Source organism: Luteimonas sp. MJ250 (genome assembly GCF_039548455.1).
GTDB lineage: Bacteria > Pseudomonadota > Gammaproteobacteria > Xanthomonadales > Xanthomonadaceae > Luteimonas.
The window spans coordinates 357,625-375,512 of the sequence record NZ_JBCLVB010000011.1 but is presented as its reverse complement, the minus strand read 5'-3'; the positions used below and the strand labels follow the sequence as shown (position 1 = coordinate 375,512).

Here is a 17,888-nt window from a genome sequence, read left to right as displayed (position 1 = left end):
GTCATGGTCGCGGGCGGGCGCCCGCAGGACGGAATGTAGCGCGCCCGGAACCTGCAGCGAGCCTTCATCAGAACTTGCCGTAGTAGCCTTCCTTCAGGGCGTCGAACAGGTTGGCCGCGGTGTGGGTCTCGCCGTCGTACTCGATCTCCTCGTTGCCCTTTACCTCCACCGTGCTGCCGTCCTCGAGCTCGAAGCGGTAGGTGGTGCCGGCCAGGTCGGACTCCTTGACCAGCACGCCCTGGAAGGCGGCCGGGTTGAAGCGGAAGGTCGTGCAGCCCTTCAGGCCCTGCGCGTGGGCGTAAAGGTAGATGTCCTTGAAATCCTCGTAGGCGAAGTCGGTCGGGACGTTCGCGGTCTTGGAGATCGATGAATCGACCCACTTCTGCGCGGCAGCCTGGACGTCGACGTGTGCCTTCGGGCTGATGTCGTCGGCGGAGATGAAGTACTCCGGCAGCTGCGTAGCGGGATCCTCGCTGAAGGGCATCGCGTCGGCGTTGACCAGGTGGCGATAGGCCAGCAGCTCGAACGAGAACACGTCCACCTTCTCCTTCGACTTCTTGCCTTCGCGGATCACGTTGCGGCTGTAGTGGTGCGCGAACGAGGGCTCGATGCCGTTGGAGGCGTTGTTGGCCAGCGACAGGCTGATGGTGCCGGTGGGCGCGATCGAACTGTGGTGGGTGAAGCGCGAGCCGCTCTCGGCCAGCTGCTCCACAAGCTCCGGCGCCACTTCAGCAACGCGCTGCATATAGCGCGAGTAGCGCGCGTGCAGCACCTTGCCGGGAACCTGCTGGCCGGGCTTCCAGCCGTCGGCGGCCATCTCCGGGCGCTTGCGCAGCATCTCGGCGGTGACCTCGAAGCGCTCCTCCATGATCGGCGCCGCGCCCTTTTCCCGCGCCAGCGCCAAGCCGGTTTCCCAGCCGGCAACCGCCATGTCGCGGGCGATGCGCTCGGTGAATTCGCAGCTCTCCTTCGAGCCGTATTTCATCTGCAGCATGGTCACGGTCGAACCCAGGCCGAGGAAGCCCATGCCGTGGCGGCGCTTGCGCATGATCTCGTCGCGCTGCTGCTTCAGCGGCAGGCCGTTGACCTCGACCACGTTGTCGAGCATGCGCGTGAACACACGCACGACCTCCTTGTACTCTTCCCAGTCGAATTCGGCCTGGTCGGTGAAGGGCTTGCGCACGAACCTGGTCAGGTTGATCGAGCCCAGCAGGCAGGCGCCATAGGGCGGCAGCGGCTGTTCGCCGCAGGGGTTGGTCGCGCGGATGGTCTCGCACCACCAGTTGTTGTTCATCTCGTTGACGCGGTCGATCAGGATGAATCCCGGCTCGGCGTAGTCATACGTCGAGACCATGATCATGTCCCACAGGTGGCGGGCACGCACCTTGCCGTAGATCCTGCAGGCGACCAGGCCGTCGTCACGGGTGATGTAGCCGTCATGCTGCGGCCAGTCGCGCCAGACCACCTGGCCGGCGTCATCGACGTCGACGTCCCCGGTTTCCTTGGCGTTGATCGGGAACACCAGCGGCCAGTCGGTATCGGACTTCACCGCTTCGATGAAATCGTCCGTGACCAGCAGCGACAGGTTGAACTGGCGCAGGCGCCCGTCCTCGCGCTTGGCGCGGATGAAGTCGCGCACGTCCGGATGGCTCACGTCGAAGGTGCCCATCTGCGCGCCGCGTCGGCCACCGGCCGAAGACACGGTGAAGCACATCTTGTCGTAGATATCCATGAAGGACATCGGGCCCGACGTATAGGCACCGGCGCCGGCGACGAACGCACCGCGCGGGCGCAGGGTCGAGAACTCGTAGCCGATGCCACAGCCGGCCTTGAGCGTCAGCCCGGCCTCGTGGACCTTCTCCAGGATGCCGTCCATCGAGTCGACGATGGTGCCGGACACCGTGCAGTTGATGGTGCTGGTGGCCGGCTTGTGCTCGAGCGCCCCGGCATTGGAGGTGATGCGCCCGGCCGGGATCGCGCCGCGGCGCAGCGCCCACAGGAAGCGCTCGTTCCAGTGCTTGCGCTGCTCCGCGGTCGTCTCGGCCTCGGCCAGGGCGCGGGCGACGCGCTGGCAGGTGCCGTCGATGTCGGCATCCAGCGGATCGCCCTGCTTGGTCTTCAGCCGGTACTTCTTGTCCCAGATATCCACCGACGCCGGCTGCATCGGGATGTCCTGGTCGGTGCCAGCCATCGTGTTCCTCACAGCCTCCAGGCGAACCGTACTCATGTTGCTTCTGTCTCCTCATGCTGCCCGGCCGCGCGCGAACCGGGTGTCTTCGTTCATGGCGTCGAGCGCGTGACCCGTGTGCGGGACCCGCCGACGGCGAATCCGCAGGCGCGCACCGCGCGCCCTGCGTCGTCATTGTTTCGTTGGCGGGTATCGAGTCCGCACATGCAAACCATCCCCTGGTTCCTGCGATCGCCTTGATCGCAAACAACTAGAACTGGGCCAAAACTGTCTGCCTGACCCCAACATGTAGTGGCGACAGGGCATTGACCGTAAGGGCTGGCGGGGGGCTAAGTCAATCGCTCTTTGAGGGCTGTCGCGGCAGCCCAGCAGTGTCGCGGTTCGCAGTCCAGGCTGAGACGCAGCGCACATCCGTCCAGCCTCGACCCACGGGGTCCGCCGCGCCACACTTCACGGTCCAAAGACCCCCGAACCCGCATAACGACAGACCGATGCAAGCACCCACCCGCACCACGCTCCTTGCCCTCGCCGCCGCCGCCGCCTTCGGTGGCGCCGCCGCGACCCTGATCCTGGACGGCCTGCAGGCTCCGGCTCGCGCCGAGCCCCTGTCCCCGGCCGCCGCGGTGCCGATGGCCGCTGGCCTGCCGGCCACCGTGGAAGGCCAGGCCCTGCCGTCGCTGGCACCGATGCTGCGCCGGGTCACCCCGGCCGTGGTCAGCGTGCACACCAAGCAGCGCGTGCGCATCAACAACCCGTTCGCGAACGACCCCTTCTTCCGGCGGATGTTCCCGGGCATTCCCGAAGAGCGGATCAACGAATCGCTGGGCTCGGGCGTGATCGTGGACGCTGTCCGCGGCTATGTGCTCACCAACCACCACGTGATCGAAGGTGCCGACGAAGTCTCGGTGACCCTGGCCGACGGCCGCACCCTGGCAGCGGAGTTCATCGGCTCCGACGCCGACACCGACGTGGCGCTGATGAAGATTCCGGTCGCGGGGAACGAAGGCGCGCTGCAGGCCATCGCGCTCGCCGACAGCAGCGCGCTGCAGGTGGGCGACTTCGTGGTCGCGGTCGGCAACCCCTTCGGCGTCGGCCAGACGGTGACCTCGGGCATCGTCTCCGCGGTCGGCCGCGCCAACGTGCCGGGCGTGGGCTACCAGAACTTCATCCAGACCGACGCCAGCATCAACCCGGGCAACTCCGGCGGCGCGCTGGTCAACCTGCGCGGCGAGCTGGTCGGCATCAACACCGCCAGCTTCAACCCGCGCGGCAGCATGGCCGGCAACATCGGCCTGGGCTTCGCCATCCCCGCCAACCTGGCGCGCGGCGTCATGCAGCAGCTCGCCGCCACCGGCGAAGTCCGCCGCGGGACGCTGGGCATCGACACCCAGGACCTCGACGATCGCCTGGCGGCCAGCCTCGGGCTTGCCGCCGGCAGCCGCGGTGCGGTGGTGACCCGCGTCCACGCGGATTCCGCCGCTGCCGCCGCCGGGCTCCGCACTGGCGACGTGATCGTGGCCGCCAACGGCGAGCGCATCGGCGACGGCGAGACCCTGCGCAACTTCCAGGGCCTGCAGCCGGCCGATGCCCGCATCACCCTCGACCTGCGCCGCGACGGCAAGGCCATGCAGGTGCAGGCCACCCTGCGCGAACAGCCACGCGCACTCGCCGGCCAACAGCTCGACCCGCGCCTGTCCGGCGCCAGCTTCGCCGAGCTGCCCGAGGCCCTGCGCCGCGGCGGCGTATCCGGCGTGCTGGTCGAGGAGGTCGAGCGCGGCAGTCGCGCGGCACGCAGCGGACTGCGCGCCGGCGACGTGGTGGTCGCCGCCGGTGGTGACCGCGCCGGCGACCTGTCGGCGCTGCGCGCGGCGCTGTCCAAAGCACCCTCGCAGCTCGTGCTGCGCATCCAGCGCGGCCGCGGCCAGGGCAACCTGTTGATGGAATGAGGTTTTTCCCCGAGACACCCCCCCAAGGAGAGCATGATGAGCCCGACCCACACCGAAAACCTGAAAGCCAACCTGTCCCAGGCCGGTAGCCACCTGAAGCAGGCGGCCTCGGATACCGCCGACGCCGTCCGCGGTGCCGCGGCTGCCGCCGGCGAAGAGGCCCGCCTGGGCAAAGCCAACCTCAAGGCCGACCTGGCCGACGGCGCCCTGGCCGGCCTTTCCGCGCTTGAAGAAGCCGCCGGCGCCGGCAGCGAGCAGGTCGATGTGCTGCTCGACAAGGGCCGCGACCTGATCGACAGCGCCGCCGACCTGATCCGCGAGCGCCCGATCGCCTCCTTCGGCGCCGCGTTCGCCGCCGGCTGGATCATCGCCAAACTGGCCCGCGGCAGCGGCAGGTAAGCGTGGAGCAACAACCGCCACCCGCATCGGGCCCCTCGTCCGGCCAAGCGCCGGGCAGGGGTGACGGCGCGCCGCCACCCGGCATCGCCGATGCGGTCCGTGAGCTGCGCGACAGCGGCGTGGCCGGCATGGGCGCTGCACGCGAGGCCGCCGGTGCGCTGCGTACCCTGGTCACCGCCGACGTGTCGCTGGCACGAAGCGCCGCGGGGCGCAGCGCGGTCTTTGCCGGCGTGGCGGTGGTGTTCGCAGCCTCGGCGTGGATGCTGTTGATGACCGCGCTGGTGGTGGCACTGAGCAATCAGCTCGGGCTGCCCTGGTGGCTGTCCCTGGCCTGCTGCGCAATCGCCAGCGGCCTCGCGGCATGGCTGGCGCTGCGCAAGGCCATGGCCTATTTCGAACATACCCGCATGAAAGCCACCCGCCGCCAGCTGGCGCGGCTGGGCATCGGCGAGCTGGCCGAGTTCATGCCGGACCCGGGCTCGGCGGACTGCGCCCACGATGCCGAGCATCGGGCGCGCCCGCGCGGCGACGGCGTGCCGGGCGATTCCACGGCCGCGGGAGTCACCCCGCCATGAGGAGCGCGGCATGAGCTTCGAAGAACTGCAGGCGAAGGTGGAGCGCGCGGAAGCCGCGCTGGAGGCGCGCGAACGCCAGACGGCGGCGGATTTCCGCGTCTTCGGCGGGATCTGGCGCTCGGGATGGACGCCGCCTCGCATCATCATCGCCGGCCTGGCCGGTGGCCTGCTGGCCGGCTGGGTGCGGCCCGGCCACGCAATCGCCGGCGCGCAGCCGGCGCGCTGGCTGCAGATGCTCGGCAGCGTGGCCGGGCTGGTCGGATCGGTCCAGGCGGCCTTCGCCGCCGGCGCGGCTGAAGAGGCTGCGGAGGACGCGGGGGCCGCGGCGCGGGACGCAAACCCGGCGCCGGAGCACGCTGCCACCGCTGCCGAAGCTCCCGCCGCGCCTTCCGGCCACCGGCACGCAGCGCCGCCCCCGGCCGCCGCCTCCCATACCGCGGAGCGCGCAAGAAGGCCCGATCCCGCCTGGGAGACCCCACCACGCCCGGCCGAAGCCGCGACCGAACTCTCCGAATCGCGCTGAGGCGAACTCCCATGGCGACGCGTGACACCCCCGCTTCAAGCGAAGCGCCCGCCGCGGCGGCCGGCACCGCCGGCGATGCCTTCCCGGCCGCACCCGACGAACCCGCGACCGAGGCACCGGTGCCGCGCCCGCGCGCACCGACGTCGGTCCTGGTGCTTGCCCTGCTGGCCGTCGGTTACACGCTCTGGGCGGCCCAGGGGGTGATCCTCCCGGTGCTGCTGGCCATGTTCCTGGCGCTGATCGGCAACCCGGTGATCCGCGCCCTGCGCAGGCTCTACCTGCCCCGCTTCCTCGCCGCGCTGCTGGTGCTGTGCGGAGGCATCGCGGGCACAGCGCTCCTCGGCCAGCAGCTGCTGGCACCGGCGATCGACTGGATGCAGGAAGCCCCGCGACAGATGCGCCAGCTCGGCAAGGAGCTCGGCGAGCTGGCCGAGCCCGTGCGCGAGGCCAACCGCGTCGCCGAGGACATCGCCCGCCAGGCCAGCGGCGACGGGCGCAAGGTCGAAGTCGTTCGCACCCAGGTCGACGACCCCTACGCAGCCCTGGCTCGGGCGCCGCGGATGGCGGGCAGCGTGCTGGCGGTGGTGCTGCTGACCTTCTTCTTCATGGTCTTCGGCGAGGACCTGCAGCGCCGCGCGATCGCCCTGCTGCCCACGCGCCAGCGGCAGCGGGTCACGGTTGAGATCATGCAGTCGATCGAGCGCGACGTGTCGCGCTACGTCTTCACCATCACCCTGATCAACGCGGGCGTGGGCGTGCTGCTTGCGGCCGTGCTGCACTGGGGCCTCGGCGTGGACATGCAGGAGGCGCTGCTCTGGGGCACGATCGCGATGCTGCTCAACTTCGCGCCCTACGTGGGCCCGGCGATCGGTGTGGTGGCGATGCTGCTGATGGGCTTCGTGACCTGGGACGACGTCGGGGCCTCGCTGCTGCCGGCGGCGATCTACCTCGGCCTGCACACGCTGGAAGGCCAGCTGGTGACGCCGCTGGTGCTTGGCCAGCGCATGCAGCTGTCGCCACTCGTCCTGATCCTGGCGCTGCTGGTGTTCGGCTGGCTGTGGGGCATCGTCGGCCTGCTGCTGGCGGTGCCGCTGCTGGTCTGCGTGAAGCGCGTGCTGGCGCGCATCGACGGACTGGAGGGCTGGGCGCGGCTGTTGGGGTAGGCCGCCGTACAATGGCGCCATGGCCTTCCCCGTCCGCGCCATCACCCTCGACCTTGACGACACCGTGTGGCCGTTCGCACCCATCGGCGTACGCATCGAACGCGTGCTCGACCAATGGATGCGGCGACACAGCCCGGCCACCGCGGACATGTTCCCGGCAGAGGCGATGCGCACGCTGCGCGAGCGCGTGGGTGCGGAGAATCCTTCGCTTGCCCACGACATGTCGGCGCTGCGGCGGATGACGCTTGAAGCGGCGCTGCGCGAGAGCGGCGGCGACGTGGCCATGGCCGACGCCGCATACGAGGCCTTCTTCGCCGAGCGCAACAAGGTCGAGTGCTATCCGGAGGCGATCCACGCGCTGGAGCGCATCAGCGCCAGGCTTCCGATCGCGGCGCTCAGCAACGGCAACGCCGACCTGGCGCGCATCGGCCTGGACCACCTCTTCAGCGCGCAGCTGAGCGCCTGCAGCTTCGGCAGTGCCAAGCCGGATCGCGCCATCTTCCTGGCCGCCTGCGCACAGCTGGGCGTGCCACCGGCCGAGGTGCTGCACGTCGGCGACCATCCCGAGGCAGACGTCGCCGGCGCCGCGCGCGCCGGGCTGCGCAGCTGCTGGATCAACCGCGCCGATGACCACGGCCGGCGCCTGCAATGGCGCCACGACGAGGTCGAGCCCGACCTTCATTTCGATTCCCTGGCCGGACTGGCCGACTGGCTCGATGCGGCCCTGCCCGCGCCGGGCGACCGCACAAGGAGCACCCACGCATGACCCTTCCCGCCTGCTACGCCCCCACCGCCGACGCCGCGCAGGCGCGGCCGCTGCATATCGTCGATCGCGACGGGTTCGCCGCGTGGCGCGCGATGCGGCCGGCCGCGGTCGGCGCCTGGCTGGACGCGCACGCCTTCGACGGCGCCGCATGCAGCTGCCTGGTGCTGCCGGCGGCCGACGGCATGCCGGCGGCCGCGGTGATCGGGGTCGGCGACAGGCTCGATCCCTGCGCCTACGCGCACGCGCCGCGCGCGCTGCCGGCCGGTGACTGGACGCCCGCCGGAGAGTTCGACAGCGATGCCCTGCACGCGCTGCAGCTGGGCTGGGGCCTGGGCAGCTACGCCTTCGACCGCTACCGCAAGCCGAAGCCGGTGCGCGCACGGTTGGCGCTGGACGCAAGCGATGCCGAAGCCTTGGACCTGCTCGCCGCCACCGCGCGCGTGCGCGACCTGGTCAACACGCCGACACAGGACATGGGTCCGGACCAGCTGGAAGGCATCGCCCGCGACATCGCCATGGCCCACGGCGCGGACTTCAGCGCGATCACCGGCGACGCCCTGCTCGAGCAGAACTTCCCCGCCATCCACGCCGTCGGCCGCGCCTCGCATCGCGCCCCGCGCCTGCTCGCGCTGCGCTGGGGCGATGACTCGCACCCGCACGTCGCCATCGTCGGCAAGGGCGTGTGCTTCGACACCGGCGGGCTCGACATCAAGCCCGCCGACGGCATGCGCAACATGAAGAAGGACATGGGCGGCGCCGCGCACGCGATCGCCCTGGCCGAGCTTGTGATGGCGCGGAAGCTTCCGCTGCGCATCACCCTGCTGGTGCCGGCGGTGGAGAACGCGATCGGCCCCGATGCCTTCCGTCCGGGCGAGGTCATCGCCACGCGCACCGGCGTCAGCGTCGAGATCGACAACACCGACGCCGAAGGCCGGGTCATCCTGGGCGATGCGCTGGCCTATGCCGGCGAACAGGCACCGGACCTGATCCTCGACTTCGCCACCCTCACCGGCGCCGCGCGCATCGCGCTGGGCCCCGACCTGCCGGCGCTCTTCAGCAACGACGACGCGCTCGCGCAGGCCTGGCTCGACGCCGGCATGCAGGTGCGCGATCCGCTGTGGCGCATGCCGCTGTGGCGTCCGTACCTGCGCTACCTCACCAGCAAGGTCGCCGACATGGCCAACGCCGGCTCGAAGATGGCCGGCAGCGTCACCGCGGCGCTGTATCTGGAGCGCTTCGTGCCCAAGGGCACGCCCTGGGCGCACCTCGACACCTACGCCTGGAACGACAGCGACCGCCCCGGCCGCCCCGCCGGCGGCGAGGCCCTGGGCCTGCGCGCCGCCTACGCGATGCTGAAGCACCGCTCAGGCTAGCTCTTCCCCGCATCGATCCCCGAGTCCTTGAGCGCGCGTCCTTGTGGGAGCGGCTACAGCCAGCCCTTCTGCCGCGCCAGACGGTAGGCCTCGATGCGGTTGCCGACGCCAAGCTTGCCGATGGCCTCCGACAGATAGTTGCGCACGGTGCCCTGCGAGAGGCCGAGCGCGGCGGCAGTCTCGCCGGCGGACTGGCCTTCGCCGGCGAGCCGCAGCACCTGGCGCTCGCGCTCGTTGAGCGGATCGACCTCCGACCAGGCCTCGAGCGCGAGCTGCGGATCGATCGCGCGACCACCGCCCTGCACCTTGCGCAGCGCCGCCGCCAGCTCTTCGGCCGGCGCATCCTTCAGCAGGTAGCCCTGCACGCCCGCATCCAGTGCGCGGCGCAGGTAGCCGGCACGCGCAAAGGTGGTGACGACAACCACCTTCGTCGCCAGGCCCTGGCGCTGGATCCGCTGCGCCAGCTCCAGGCCGGTAAGGCCCGGCATCTCGATGTCGGTCACCAGCAGGTCGGGGGCATGGCGCTGCAGCTCGCGCCAGGCTTCTTCACCGTCGCCGGCGGCACCGACGACCTCGATGTCGTCCTCCATCGCCAGCAGTGCCGCCAGCGCGCTGCGCAGCATGGCCTGGTCCTCGGCGAGCACGATGCGGATCATTGCCCGCCGTCCGTCACGCGTGGTTCGTCGTCGCAATCGCCTTCACTGTCTTCGTCGTCATTGGCCGCCAGCGGCAGCCAGACCTCGACGACAGTGCCGCGGCCCCGGACGGAATCGATGACCAGCCGGCCGCCCAGCGCCTCGACCCGCTCGCGCATCCCACCCAGGCCGTTGCCCGGCGCGAACGCGCCGCCGCGGCCGTCGTCGCTGATGCGCAGCACCACGCCATCGCTGCCTTCGGCGCGCAGCGCGATCTCCGCGCTGCGTGCGTGGGCGTGGCGCTGGATGTTGGTCACCGCCTCGCGCAGCACCAGCGCAAGCGTGGTTTCCACTCGCGATGGCAATGCGCCGCCAGCCAGGCCGCTTTCGTCCCAGTCGTGGCGAAGGGCCACGCCGTCGCACTCGAGCAGCAGCTTGGCCGAAGCCAGCTCGGCGGCGATGCCCGCCGCTCGGATGCCGCTGACCGCAGAACGCACCTGTGCCAGCGCCTCGCGCGCGACCCGGCTGACGGCATCGATTTCGCTGCGCGCCGCCACCGGATCGCGCTCGACCAGGCGCGCGGCCAGGTCGGACTTCAGCGCCACCAGCGACAGCGTGTGCCCGAGCAGGTCGTGCAGGTCGCGACCGATGCGTTCGCGCTCCGCCAGCGCGGCCAGCCGGCGGACCTCGTCGTGCGAAAGCCGCAGCGCGGCATCGGTGCGCCGGTTGGCCATGTCGACGTGGACCAGGGTGCCCACGATCAGCGTCACCAGCGGCAGCCAGGCCAGGGACTGCCACGGATAGCCCAGCCACAGCGCGTAGGCGATGAACACGGTGTTGAGCGCTGCCAGCAGCAGCACGTACCGCGGAAGCGCGCGCGCGCGCTCGCTGCGCACCATCACGCAGCCGAACACGAAATAGCTCAGGCCCGACGGATACCAGGGCGCCAGCACCATGGCCAACGCCACCATGCCCAACGCGTAGCGCCCACCCTGGCGCTCCGGCCGCACCAGCGCCAGCGCATACAGCAGTACGAACAGCGGATAGGACAGCAGGGTCAGCGCGACCCAGCGCGCGCTGTAGCCGCCGGGCATGAACGCCGGGGTGACGAACACCCAGGCCGTCCACATCAGATGCACCCATTCGGTCCACGGGGAGTGCCCCTGCCGCATCGCCGCCGCCAGCACCGAGTCCGGCGCCGGCGCCAGCCAGGCACGCCATCGGCTGGGTATCACACGAGGCATGGCGGTCGACTCCATGGATCGATGATGCACCACTCAGCGCAGCTCGACGTCGTCGATGCGCAGCTCGAATGCGCCCGCGGGCTGGCCAGCCGTGATCGCGATCGCGCGCAGCGTGGCCAGGTCGGCGCCGGTGAAGGCGGCGAGCGGGATCCGCACCTCGCGCCACGCCGCTCCGGCGGTGAAGGACTGCGTCGCCGGCATGCCCTGCATCGTGGGACCCGAGAACAGCATGGCCTGGTAGCTGCGGCCGTCGCCGCGGGCCTGGAACACGAGCTCGCTGCGCATCGACGCGTCGACCGGCTGCATCGGCTGCGCGCCGGGATGGAACATCGTGCCGGCCCAGGGGTAGGCGAAGCCGGGCCGGATCTCGCCGCTGACGCGCAGCGCGCCTCGCGAGCCACCCGCTCCATCCGCGACCCATTCCTGCGTCGCCACGGACTTGCCAGCGGCCATGGCGTCGGTGGTCACCTGCCAGCCGTGGCCGAAGCGCACGCCGGTGCCGCCGTCCTCGAAATCGGCGACCAACGCACCGCCGGCGATCACCGGCGCGGTCGCGGCAGCAGTCGCCTCGACCCGCGGGCGAGCCACCGCGTATCCGTTTTTCCAGACGCCGACGCTCGCGCGCGTGGCCTGGATGTCGGTCGTCGGATCGCCATCCACCAGCAGCAGGTCGGCGCGCATGCCCGGGGCGATGCGGCCGCGGTCGCCGAGGCCGAAGCGCCGCGCCGGCAGCGCGGTCGCGGCGGCAAGCGCTTCGACCGGCGACAGGCCCGCGCGCACCAGCAGCGCCAGCTCGCCATGCATGCTGATGCCGTGAGCAGTGCCGGGATTGCCGGCGTCGGTGCCGGCAAGGATGTCGACGCCGGCGGCGTTCAGCGCGGCGACGCTGCGCAGCGCATTGTCCAGCGCCTGCGGACGCGGCGGCCCGGGGAAGGCCGATTCGAGCGCCGCACGCTGGTCGAGGCCCGCCCACGGCGCCAGCCGTGCATCGGATGCGAGCGCGGCGCCGCTGCCGTTGCCCGAAAATCCCGCGATCACCGACAGCGTGGGCACGACGAAGCTGCCCGCGGCCTTCGCCGCGGCGACAAAGCCGGGCGAAGCGGCCACGTCGTGGAAGACATGCACCAGGCCGTCCGCGCCCGAATCCACGGCATGCAGCGCATCGGCTTGGCTTGCGGCGTGGACCACCCCGAGGCGCCCATGGGCCTGCGCTGCGGCAATCGCATCCGCCACCTGCGCCGGCGTGATCGTCGGCAGCCGCTGCGTGTCCGAATGCGTGCTGAAGTCCTCGACGATCAGCTTGATGTAGTCCGAACCCTCGGCCACCCGCGCGGCGACGAAGGCCGCGGCGTCGCCATCGGCGGCAAGCGTTGGCACCGCGACGCCGAACTGGGTCCCGTGGCCACCCTCGGTGGTGACGGTGGCGCCGGCGGTCCACAGGTCGGCCTGGCCGGTTTCGCCCAGCGACTCGCGCTGCGCGCGCAGCCCCGGAATTCGGTTCCAGTCGCCGAACATGTCCAGCTCGGTGGTGACGCCGAAGCGCAGTGCGTCGCGCTGCGCCTCGCCCCAGCTGTGGGTATGGGCATCGATGAAACCCGGCAGCAGGGTCCGGCCGGCACCGTCGACGACGTCGATGCCCTCGGGAAGGACGATGTCGGCGCCCACCGCCTCGATGCGTCCGTCACGGACGATCACGTTCGCAGCCGGCAGCACGCGGTCGCCGTCGAACACGCGCACGCCCGAGATGGCGAAGACCGCGCCTTCGCCGCCCGATGGCAGCGCGCCGACCCTGTCCGCGGGCGATGGAGCCGACGGCGTCGACGTGGGCGACGACGGCTGCGCGAAGGCGACGGCGGCGGCGATCGCGGCGGCGATGGCGCCCGCAGCGATGGATTCAGGCCAGCGTTTCATGGTGTGGTTCTCCCGGGACGAAGATGGACTCAACCGGCGCGCGCAAGCCGCGCGCGGGCAAGGACGAAGAAGCCGATGCCGACCACCGCGAGCACGCCGAGGTGCATCACCACCGGCTGGCCCGCGTCCATGCCCACGACCTTCAGCGCCAGCTGGCCGTGATGGTAGGAAGGCCACAGCGGCGCCAGCCGCGTGAACACGTCGGGCAGCATCGACAGCGGCATCCACAGGCCCGACAGGAACGACATCGGCAGGTAGACCAGGTTGACCACCGCCGGCGCGCCCGAGCCGTTGGCGACGGTGCCGATGAACAGGCCGATGGCGCAGAACGGCAGCGCGCCGGCGACGTGCACCACGAACAGCAGCCCCCACTGCGCCGGCTGCAGCTGCACGCCGGCCAGTGCGAAGGCGAGCAGCGCCAGCAGCAGCGCAAGGATCGCCGAGAACAGCAGCGCCATCGCCATCTTCGCCAGCAGGTAGGCGCCGGGCGGCATCGGCAGTGCGCGCTTGAGTGCGAGGAAACCCTGCTCGCGCTCCATCGCCACCGTGACGCCGAAGCCGAACATCGCCGCGCCCATCACGCCGAACACGCCATAGGTGGCCAGCAGGTACTGCGCGGCACCGCCGTTGCCACGGTTCATGGCGACGCCGAAGAGCAGGTAGAACATCAGCGGGAACAGCAGGGTCGGCAGCGCGAAGATCGGCGTGCGCAGCAGGCGCAGGAATTCGTACTTCGCCTCCAGCAGGTAGCTGCGCAGCAGCGGGTGCCGGCGGACCGCGATGGGGGCGTGGGCAGGCATGTTCATCATGCGGCCTCCTTCAGGGGCGTTTCGCGGGTGAGCTCGAGGAAAGCCTCGGCCAATCCGGCGCGGCTGACGTCGAGATCCGACAGCGCCGGATCGGCGTCGAGCAGGCGGCGCACGATGTCCTCGGCGGCATCGGCCACCACCTCCAGGCGCTCGCCCTCGCGATATGCCGCGCGAACCCGCGGCCAGTGCGCCACCTCCGCGGCATCGACCGTGGTCACGCAGCGGATGCGACGCTGGTCGACGCGGGCGCGCACTTCGTCAAGGCTGCCGCTGGCGACGACGCGGCCACCGGCCAGCACCACCACGCGATCGGCCAGGGCCTCGGCTTCTTCCAGGTAATGCGTGGTCAGCAGGACCGATGCGCCCTCGGCAACCAGGTCGCGCAATCCGCGCCACAGCCCCTGCCGGGCCTCGATGTCGAGACCGGTTGTGGGTTCGTCGAGGAACAGCACCTGCGGCCGGCCGCAGATCGCGAGCGCGAACTGCACGCGCCGCTGCTGTCCGCCGGACAGCTTTCCATAGCGGCGCTTGAGCAGCCCGTCCAGGCCGGCGATGGCGACGCAGTCCACGACGCTGCGCGGATCCGGGTAGTAGCTGCGGGTCAGGTCGAGCAGCTCGGCGACGGTGAGCGTGTCGGCGATCGCGCCGGACTGCAGCATCACGCCGATGCCCTGGCGCGCGACCAGTTCCTGCGGTGCACGGCCGAACAGCCGCGCCGAGCCGGCATCGGGCTCCAGCAGGCCGAGCAGCAGCGAGATCGCCGTGGTCTTGCCCGCGCCATTGGCGCCGAGCAGCGCGAGCACCTGGCCGCCGCGCAGCTCCAGGTCCACGCCGTCCAGCGCTGCAACCTTGCCGTAATGCTTGCGGGCACCTTCCAGGCTGGCCAACGGTGTGTCCAAGCGGTGGTCCATGTGTCGTCGTCCTCCGGTATAGGCACAGACTCGGAGATGGCGGCAGCCGGCGGCAGTCCATGCGATCACCCATCGGACATGACAGGCGTCAGGTGACGGCGCAGGCCGGATGCCGTCACACTCGGCCCCCTGCCACCGTCGGGGAATCCATGAACACGAAAGCAGACCTGCTGCGGGAGCTCCGCATCGACCGCCAGCCCACGCCACCGCCTTCGCGCCGCGGGCTGTGGATCGGACTTGCCGTTGCCGCGGTCGTGCTGCTTGCCGCGGGCCTGGCCTGGATGCTGCTTGGCGGCGACCGTGGCATCGAAGTGAAAACGGCCACGGCGGTCGCCACCGGCGGTGGCAGCGCGGCCACCTCGGTGCTCGATGCCAGCGGCTACGTCGTCGCGCGGCGCATGGCCACGGTGTCTTCGAAGATCACCGGACGCGTGCGCGAGGTGCTGATCGAGGAAGGCATGGCGGTGGAGGAAGGCCAGGTCATGGCCACCCTGGACCCGATCGATGCCGACGCCCAGAACGACCTCGCGCGCGCGCAGCTCGCAGCGTCGCGCAGCCAGGCCGGCGGCATCCGCGCGCAGCTGGCCGAAGCGGAAGCCAATGCCAGGCGCTTGGCCACCCTGGTCGGGCAGCAGCTGGTGTCGCGCGCCCAGTACGAACAGGCGGTGGCGCAGCGCGACACTCTCCGCGCGCAACTCGACACCGCGCAGCGCAACACCCGCGTCGCCGGCGAGCAGCTGCGCATCAGCGACATCGGCGTCGACAACACCATCGTGCGCGCGCCTTTTGCCGGCGTGGTGATCGCCAAGGCCGCACAGCCGGGCGAGATCGTCTCGCCGCTGTCCGCCGGCGGCGGCTTCACCCGCACCGGCATCGGCACCATCGTCGACATGGACTCACTGGAGGTCGAGGTCGACGTCGGCGAGGCCTATATCGGCCGCGTGCAGGCGAAGATGCCGGTCGAGGCCACGCTCAACGCCTACCAGGACTGGAAGATCCCGGCGGAAGTGATCGCGATCATCCCCACCGCCGACCGCGGCAAGGCCACCGTCAAGGTGCGCGTGGCGCTGAAGGAAAAGGATCCGCGCATCGTGCCCGACATGGGCGTGACGGTGAGCTTCCTGGAGCGCGCGCCGGAGCAGGCCGACGACGACGCGCCGCGCGGCGTGCGCGTGCCGGCGGCGGCCGTGGCCACGCGCGACGGCGGCGATGTCGTTTTCGTCGTGGCCGGCAGCGGCGACGATGCCGTGGCCGAGCGGCGCAGCGTCAGCACCGGCGGCGGCGGCGGTGCCCAGCGCACCGTGCTGTCCGGGATCGCACCGGGCGAAACCGTGGTGCTCGACCCGCCGGAAGACCTGGCCGACGGTGACAAGGTCATCGCGGCCGGCCCTTAGAAGCCCCTCAGCCCGACATCTGCAATCGACACACCCACGCACCTGCAGGAGCGAAGCACATCTCTTTGGGAGCGCGATTGCTCTGGCTTCAATCGCTCTATAGCCACTCCTGCAAGGCCTTCGGGTCCACCAATCCACTGCATCCACCGGAGCACCGTCATGACCACCCTGGTATCGATCCGAAACCTCAGCAAGTCCTACCAGCGCGGCCCGGAGAAGGTCGACGTGCTGCACGGCCTGGACCTGGACATCGCCACCGGTGATTTCGTCGCGCTGATGGGCCCCTCGGGTTCGGGCAAGACCACGCTCCTGAACCTCATCGGCGGCCTGGACGCGCCCACCAGCGGCGAGATCGAGATTGCCGGGCAGCGCATCGATCGCATGGGTGCGGGCCAACTGGCGACCTGGCGCAGCCAGAACGTCGGCTACGTATTCCAGTTCTACAACCTGATGCCCGCGCTCAGCGCGCAGAAGAACGTGGAGCTGCCGCTGCTGCTGACGAAGCTCGGCGGCGCGCAGCGCAAGCGCAACGCGCAGATCGCGCTGGAGCTGGTGGGCCTGTCGGACCGCACCTCGCACAAGCCGTCCGAACTGTCGGGCGGCCAGCAGCAGCGCGTGGCGATCGCGCGCGCCATCGTCTCCGACCCGACGCTGCTGATCTGCGACGAGCCCACCGGCGACCTCGACCGGCAGTCGGCCGAGGAGATCCTGGGCCTGCTGCAGGAGCTCAACCGCGAACACGGCAAGACCATCGTGATGGTGACGCACGACCCCAAGGCGGCCGAGCACGCCAGCCACACCCTGCATCTGGACAAGGGCGTGCTGGTCGAACAGCAGTCGCACGCGGCGTGAGCCGCGCCGGGAACCGGAGGAGGCCGAGATGAAATATTTCCACCTGGTCTGGGCGGCGCTGTTCCGGCGCAAGACCCGCACCTTCCTGACGCTGGCCTCGATCGTGGCCGCATTCCTGCTGTTCGGCCTGCTCGACGGCATCCGCACCAGCTTCGCCCAGCTCGGGCAGAACGCCGACGGCGCGCAGCGCTTGCAGACGGCGTCGAAACTGTCCTTCATCGAGACCCTGCCGCTGTCACTGCAGTCGCGCATCGTGGCCATCGACAACATCGAGGCCGTGACCCACGCGAACTGGTTCGGCGGCACCTACCAGGGGCCGCGCAACCAGCTGTTCACGCTCGCCGTGGCCTCGAACTATCTCGAGCTCTATCCCGAGGTCGAGGTCGAACCCGCGCAGCTCGAGGCCTGGAAGCGCAACCGCACCGGCATGCTCGTTGGTGAAACCATGATGGAACGCTTCGACTGGGAGGTCGGGCAGCGCGTCCCGCTGCAGTCGGCCATCTATCCCAACAGCGACGGCACGCTGGACTGGGCCTTCGACATCGTCGGCGTGCTGCGCACGAAGGACGGCGAGAGCGGCGGCTTCACCGGCGCGATGATGCTGATGCACTACGACTACTTCGAGGAGTCCACGCCCTACGTCGACGGCGACGTCGGCTGGTACATCAGCCGCGTGTCCGACGTGCGCCGCAGCGACGCGGCGGCCAAGGCGATCGACGCGCTGTCGGCGAACTCGCCGCACGAGACCAAGACCATGAACGAGCAGGCGGCGATGGCGTCCCAGCTCAAGCAGATGGCCGACATCGGCCTGATCGTGGGCTCGATCATGGGCGCGGTGTTCTTCACCCTGCTGCTGCTCACCGGCAACACCATGGCGCAGGCGGTGCGCGAACGCACCTCCGAGCTTGCGGTGCTGAAGACGATCGGCTTTTCCAGCACCAGCGTGCTGGCGATGGTGCTGGCCGAGTCGATGCTGATGGTGGTGATCGGCGGCGCGCTCGGCCTGGGCCTGGCGTCGGTGATCGGCAAGGCCGCCACCGCCGCCAGCGGCGGCGTGGTCAACCTGCCGCCCGTGGGCCTGGAGAGCTGGCTGCTGGGGCTGGGGCTGATGCTCGCCATCGGCCTGCTGGTGGGCGCGCTGCCGGCGATCCGCGCCATGCGCCTGAACATCGTCGACGCCCTTGCGGGCCGCTAGGAGC

16 protein-coding genes are annotated in these 17,888 nt (G+C 70.6%); 10 read left to right on the top strand and 6 right to left on the bottom strand.

What is annotated here, in order from left to right:
• Nucleotides 1–67 precede the first annotated feature (67 nt).
• Nucleotides 68–2,227: an adenosylcobalamin-dependent ribonucleoside-diphosphate reductase gene (locus WCE37_RS08365; RefSeq protein WP_343278945.1), complete on the bottom strand. Its 2,160-nt coding sequence runs from the start codon at nt 2,225–2,227 to the stop codon at nt 68–70.
• Between the two features lie 452 nt (nt 2,228–2,679).
• Here WCE37_RS08365 and WCE37_RS08360 point away from each other — a divergent pair, with 452 nt between their 5' ends.
• Genes WCE37_RS08360 through WCE37_RS08330 form a run of 7 tightly spaced genes read left to right on the top strand, consistent with a single transcriptional unit; the run spans nt 2,680 to nt 8,933 of the window.
• A complete protein-coding gene (locus WCE37_RS08360) occupies nt 2,680–4,134 on the top strand; it encodes a Do family serine endopeptidase (RefSeq protein WP_343278944.1) in 1,455 nt (484 codons plus the stop codon).
• Between the two features lie 36 nt (nt 4,135–4,170).
• On the top strand, nt 4,171–4,533 hold the full coding sequence (locus tag WCE37_RS08355; RefSeq protein WP_343278943.1) for a hypothetical protein: 363 nt from the start codon (nt 4,171–4,173) through the stop codon (nt 4,531–4,533).
• 2 nt (nt 4,534–4,535) lie between these two features.
• Entirely contained in the window at nt 4,536–5,108 is a 573-nt protein-coding gene (locus WCE37_RS08350; RefSeq protein WP_343255150.1) for a phage holin family protein, read from the top strand.
• Nucleotides 5,109–5,118: 10 nt separating this feature from the next.
• Entirely contained in the window at nt 5,119–5,631 is a 513-nt protein-coding gene (locus WCE37_RS08345) for a protein sip-5 (RefSeq protein WP_343255149.1), read from the top strand.
• Between the two features lie 11 nt (nt 5,632–5,642).
• The gene (locus WCE37_RS08340) at nt 5,643–6,794 is read left to right on the top strand and encodes an AI-2E family transporter (protein ID WP_343278942.1); all 1,152 of its coding nucleotides are present in this window, start codon (nt 5,643–5,645) and stop codon (nt 6,792–6,794) included.
• Between the two features lie 19 nt (nt 6,795–6,813).
• Nucleotides 6,814–7,560: an HAD-IA family hydrolase gene (locus WCE37_RS08335; protein ID WP_343278941.1), complete on the top strand. Its 747-nt coding sequence runs from the start codon at nt 6,814–6,816 to the stop codon at nt 7,558–7,560.
• Entirely contained in the window at nt 7,557–8,933 is a 1,377-nt protein-coding gene (locus tag WCE37_RS08330) for a leucyl aminopeptidase family protein (RefSeq protein WP_343278940.1), read from the top strand. Before WCE37_RS08335 ends, WCE37_RS08330 begins: the two co-directional genes overlap by 4 nt.
• 53 nt (nt 8,934–8,986) lie before the next feature.
• Here WCE37_RS08330 and WCE37_RS08325 read toward each other — a convergent pair whose 3' ends face one another.
• From WCE37_RS08325 to WCE37_RS08305, 5 genes are read right to left on the bottom strand one after another with little or no spacing between them, the layout of a single operon-like run.
• A complete protein-coding gene (locus WCE37_RS08325) occupies nt 8,987–9,589 on the bottom strand; it encodes a response regulator transcription factor (protein ID WP_343278939.1) in 603 nt (200 codons plus the stop codon).
• On the bottom strand, nt 9,586–10,812 hold the full coding sequence (locus tag WCE37_RS08320) for a sensor histidine kinase (RefSeq protein WP_343278938.1): 1,227 nt from the start codon (nt 10,810–10,812) through the stop codon (nt 9,586–9,588). The genes WCE37_RS08325 and WCE37_RS08320 overlap by 4 nt, the downstream gene beginning before the upstream one ends.
• Before the next feature lie 33 nt (nt 10,813–10,845).
• On the bottom strand, nt 10,846–12,723 hold the full coding sequence (locus WCE37_RS08315; RefSeq protein ID WP_343278937.1) for a CIA30 family protein: 1,878 nt from the start codon (nt 12,721–12,723) through the stop codon (nt 10,846–10,848).
• A gap of 29 nt (nt 12,724–12,752) precedes the next feature.
• A complete protein-coding gene (locus tag WCE37_RS08310; RefSeq protein WP_343278936.1) occupies nt 12,753–13,529 on the bottom strand; it encodes an ABC transporter permease in 777 nt (258 codons plus the stop codon).
• Nucleotides 13,529–14,443, bottom strand: coding sequence for an ABC transporter ATP-binding protein (locus tag WCE37_RS08305; protein WP_343278935.1), 915 nt, complete (start codon nt 14,441–14,443; stop codon nt 13,529–13,531). Before WCE37_RS08305 ends, WCE37_RS08310 begins: the two co-directional genes overlap by 1 nt.
• 149 nt (nt 14,444–14,592) lie before the next feature.
• On the opposite strand from WCE37_RS08305, the gene WCE37_RS08300 reads away from it, so the two are divergent.
• The 3 genes from WCE37_RS08300 to WCE37_RS08290 all read left to right on the top strand — a co-directional run bounded on the left by WCE37_RS08300 (nt 14,593) and on the right by WCE37_RS08290 (nt 17,884).
• The gene (locus tag WCE37_RS08300; protein ID WP_343278934.1) at nt 14,593–15,837 is read left to right on the top strand and encodes an efflux RND transporter periplasmic adaptor subunit; all 1,245 of its coding nucleotides are present in this window, start codon (nt 14,593–14,595) and stop codon (nt 15,835–15,837) included.
• Between the two features lie 159 nt (nt 15,838–15,996).
• On the top strand, nt 15,997–16,689 hold the full coding sequence (locus tag WCE37_RS08295; RefSeq protein WP_343278933.1) for an ABC transporter ATP-binding protein: 693 nt from the start codon (nt 15,997–15,999) through the stop codon (nt 16,687–16,689).
• Nucleotides 16,690–16,717: 28 nt separating this feature from the next.
• Nucleotides 16,718–17,884, top strand: a complete 1,167-nt coding sequence (locus WCE37_RS08290) for an ABC transporter permease (RefSeq protein ID WP_343278932.1) — start codon at nt 16,718–16,720, stop codon at nt 17,882–17,884.
• The last annotated feature ends 4 nt before the right edge of the window (nt 17,885–17,888 follow it).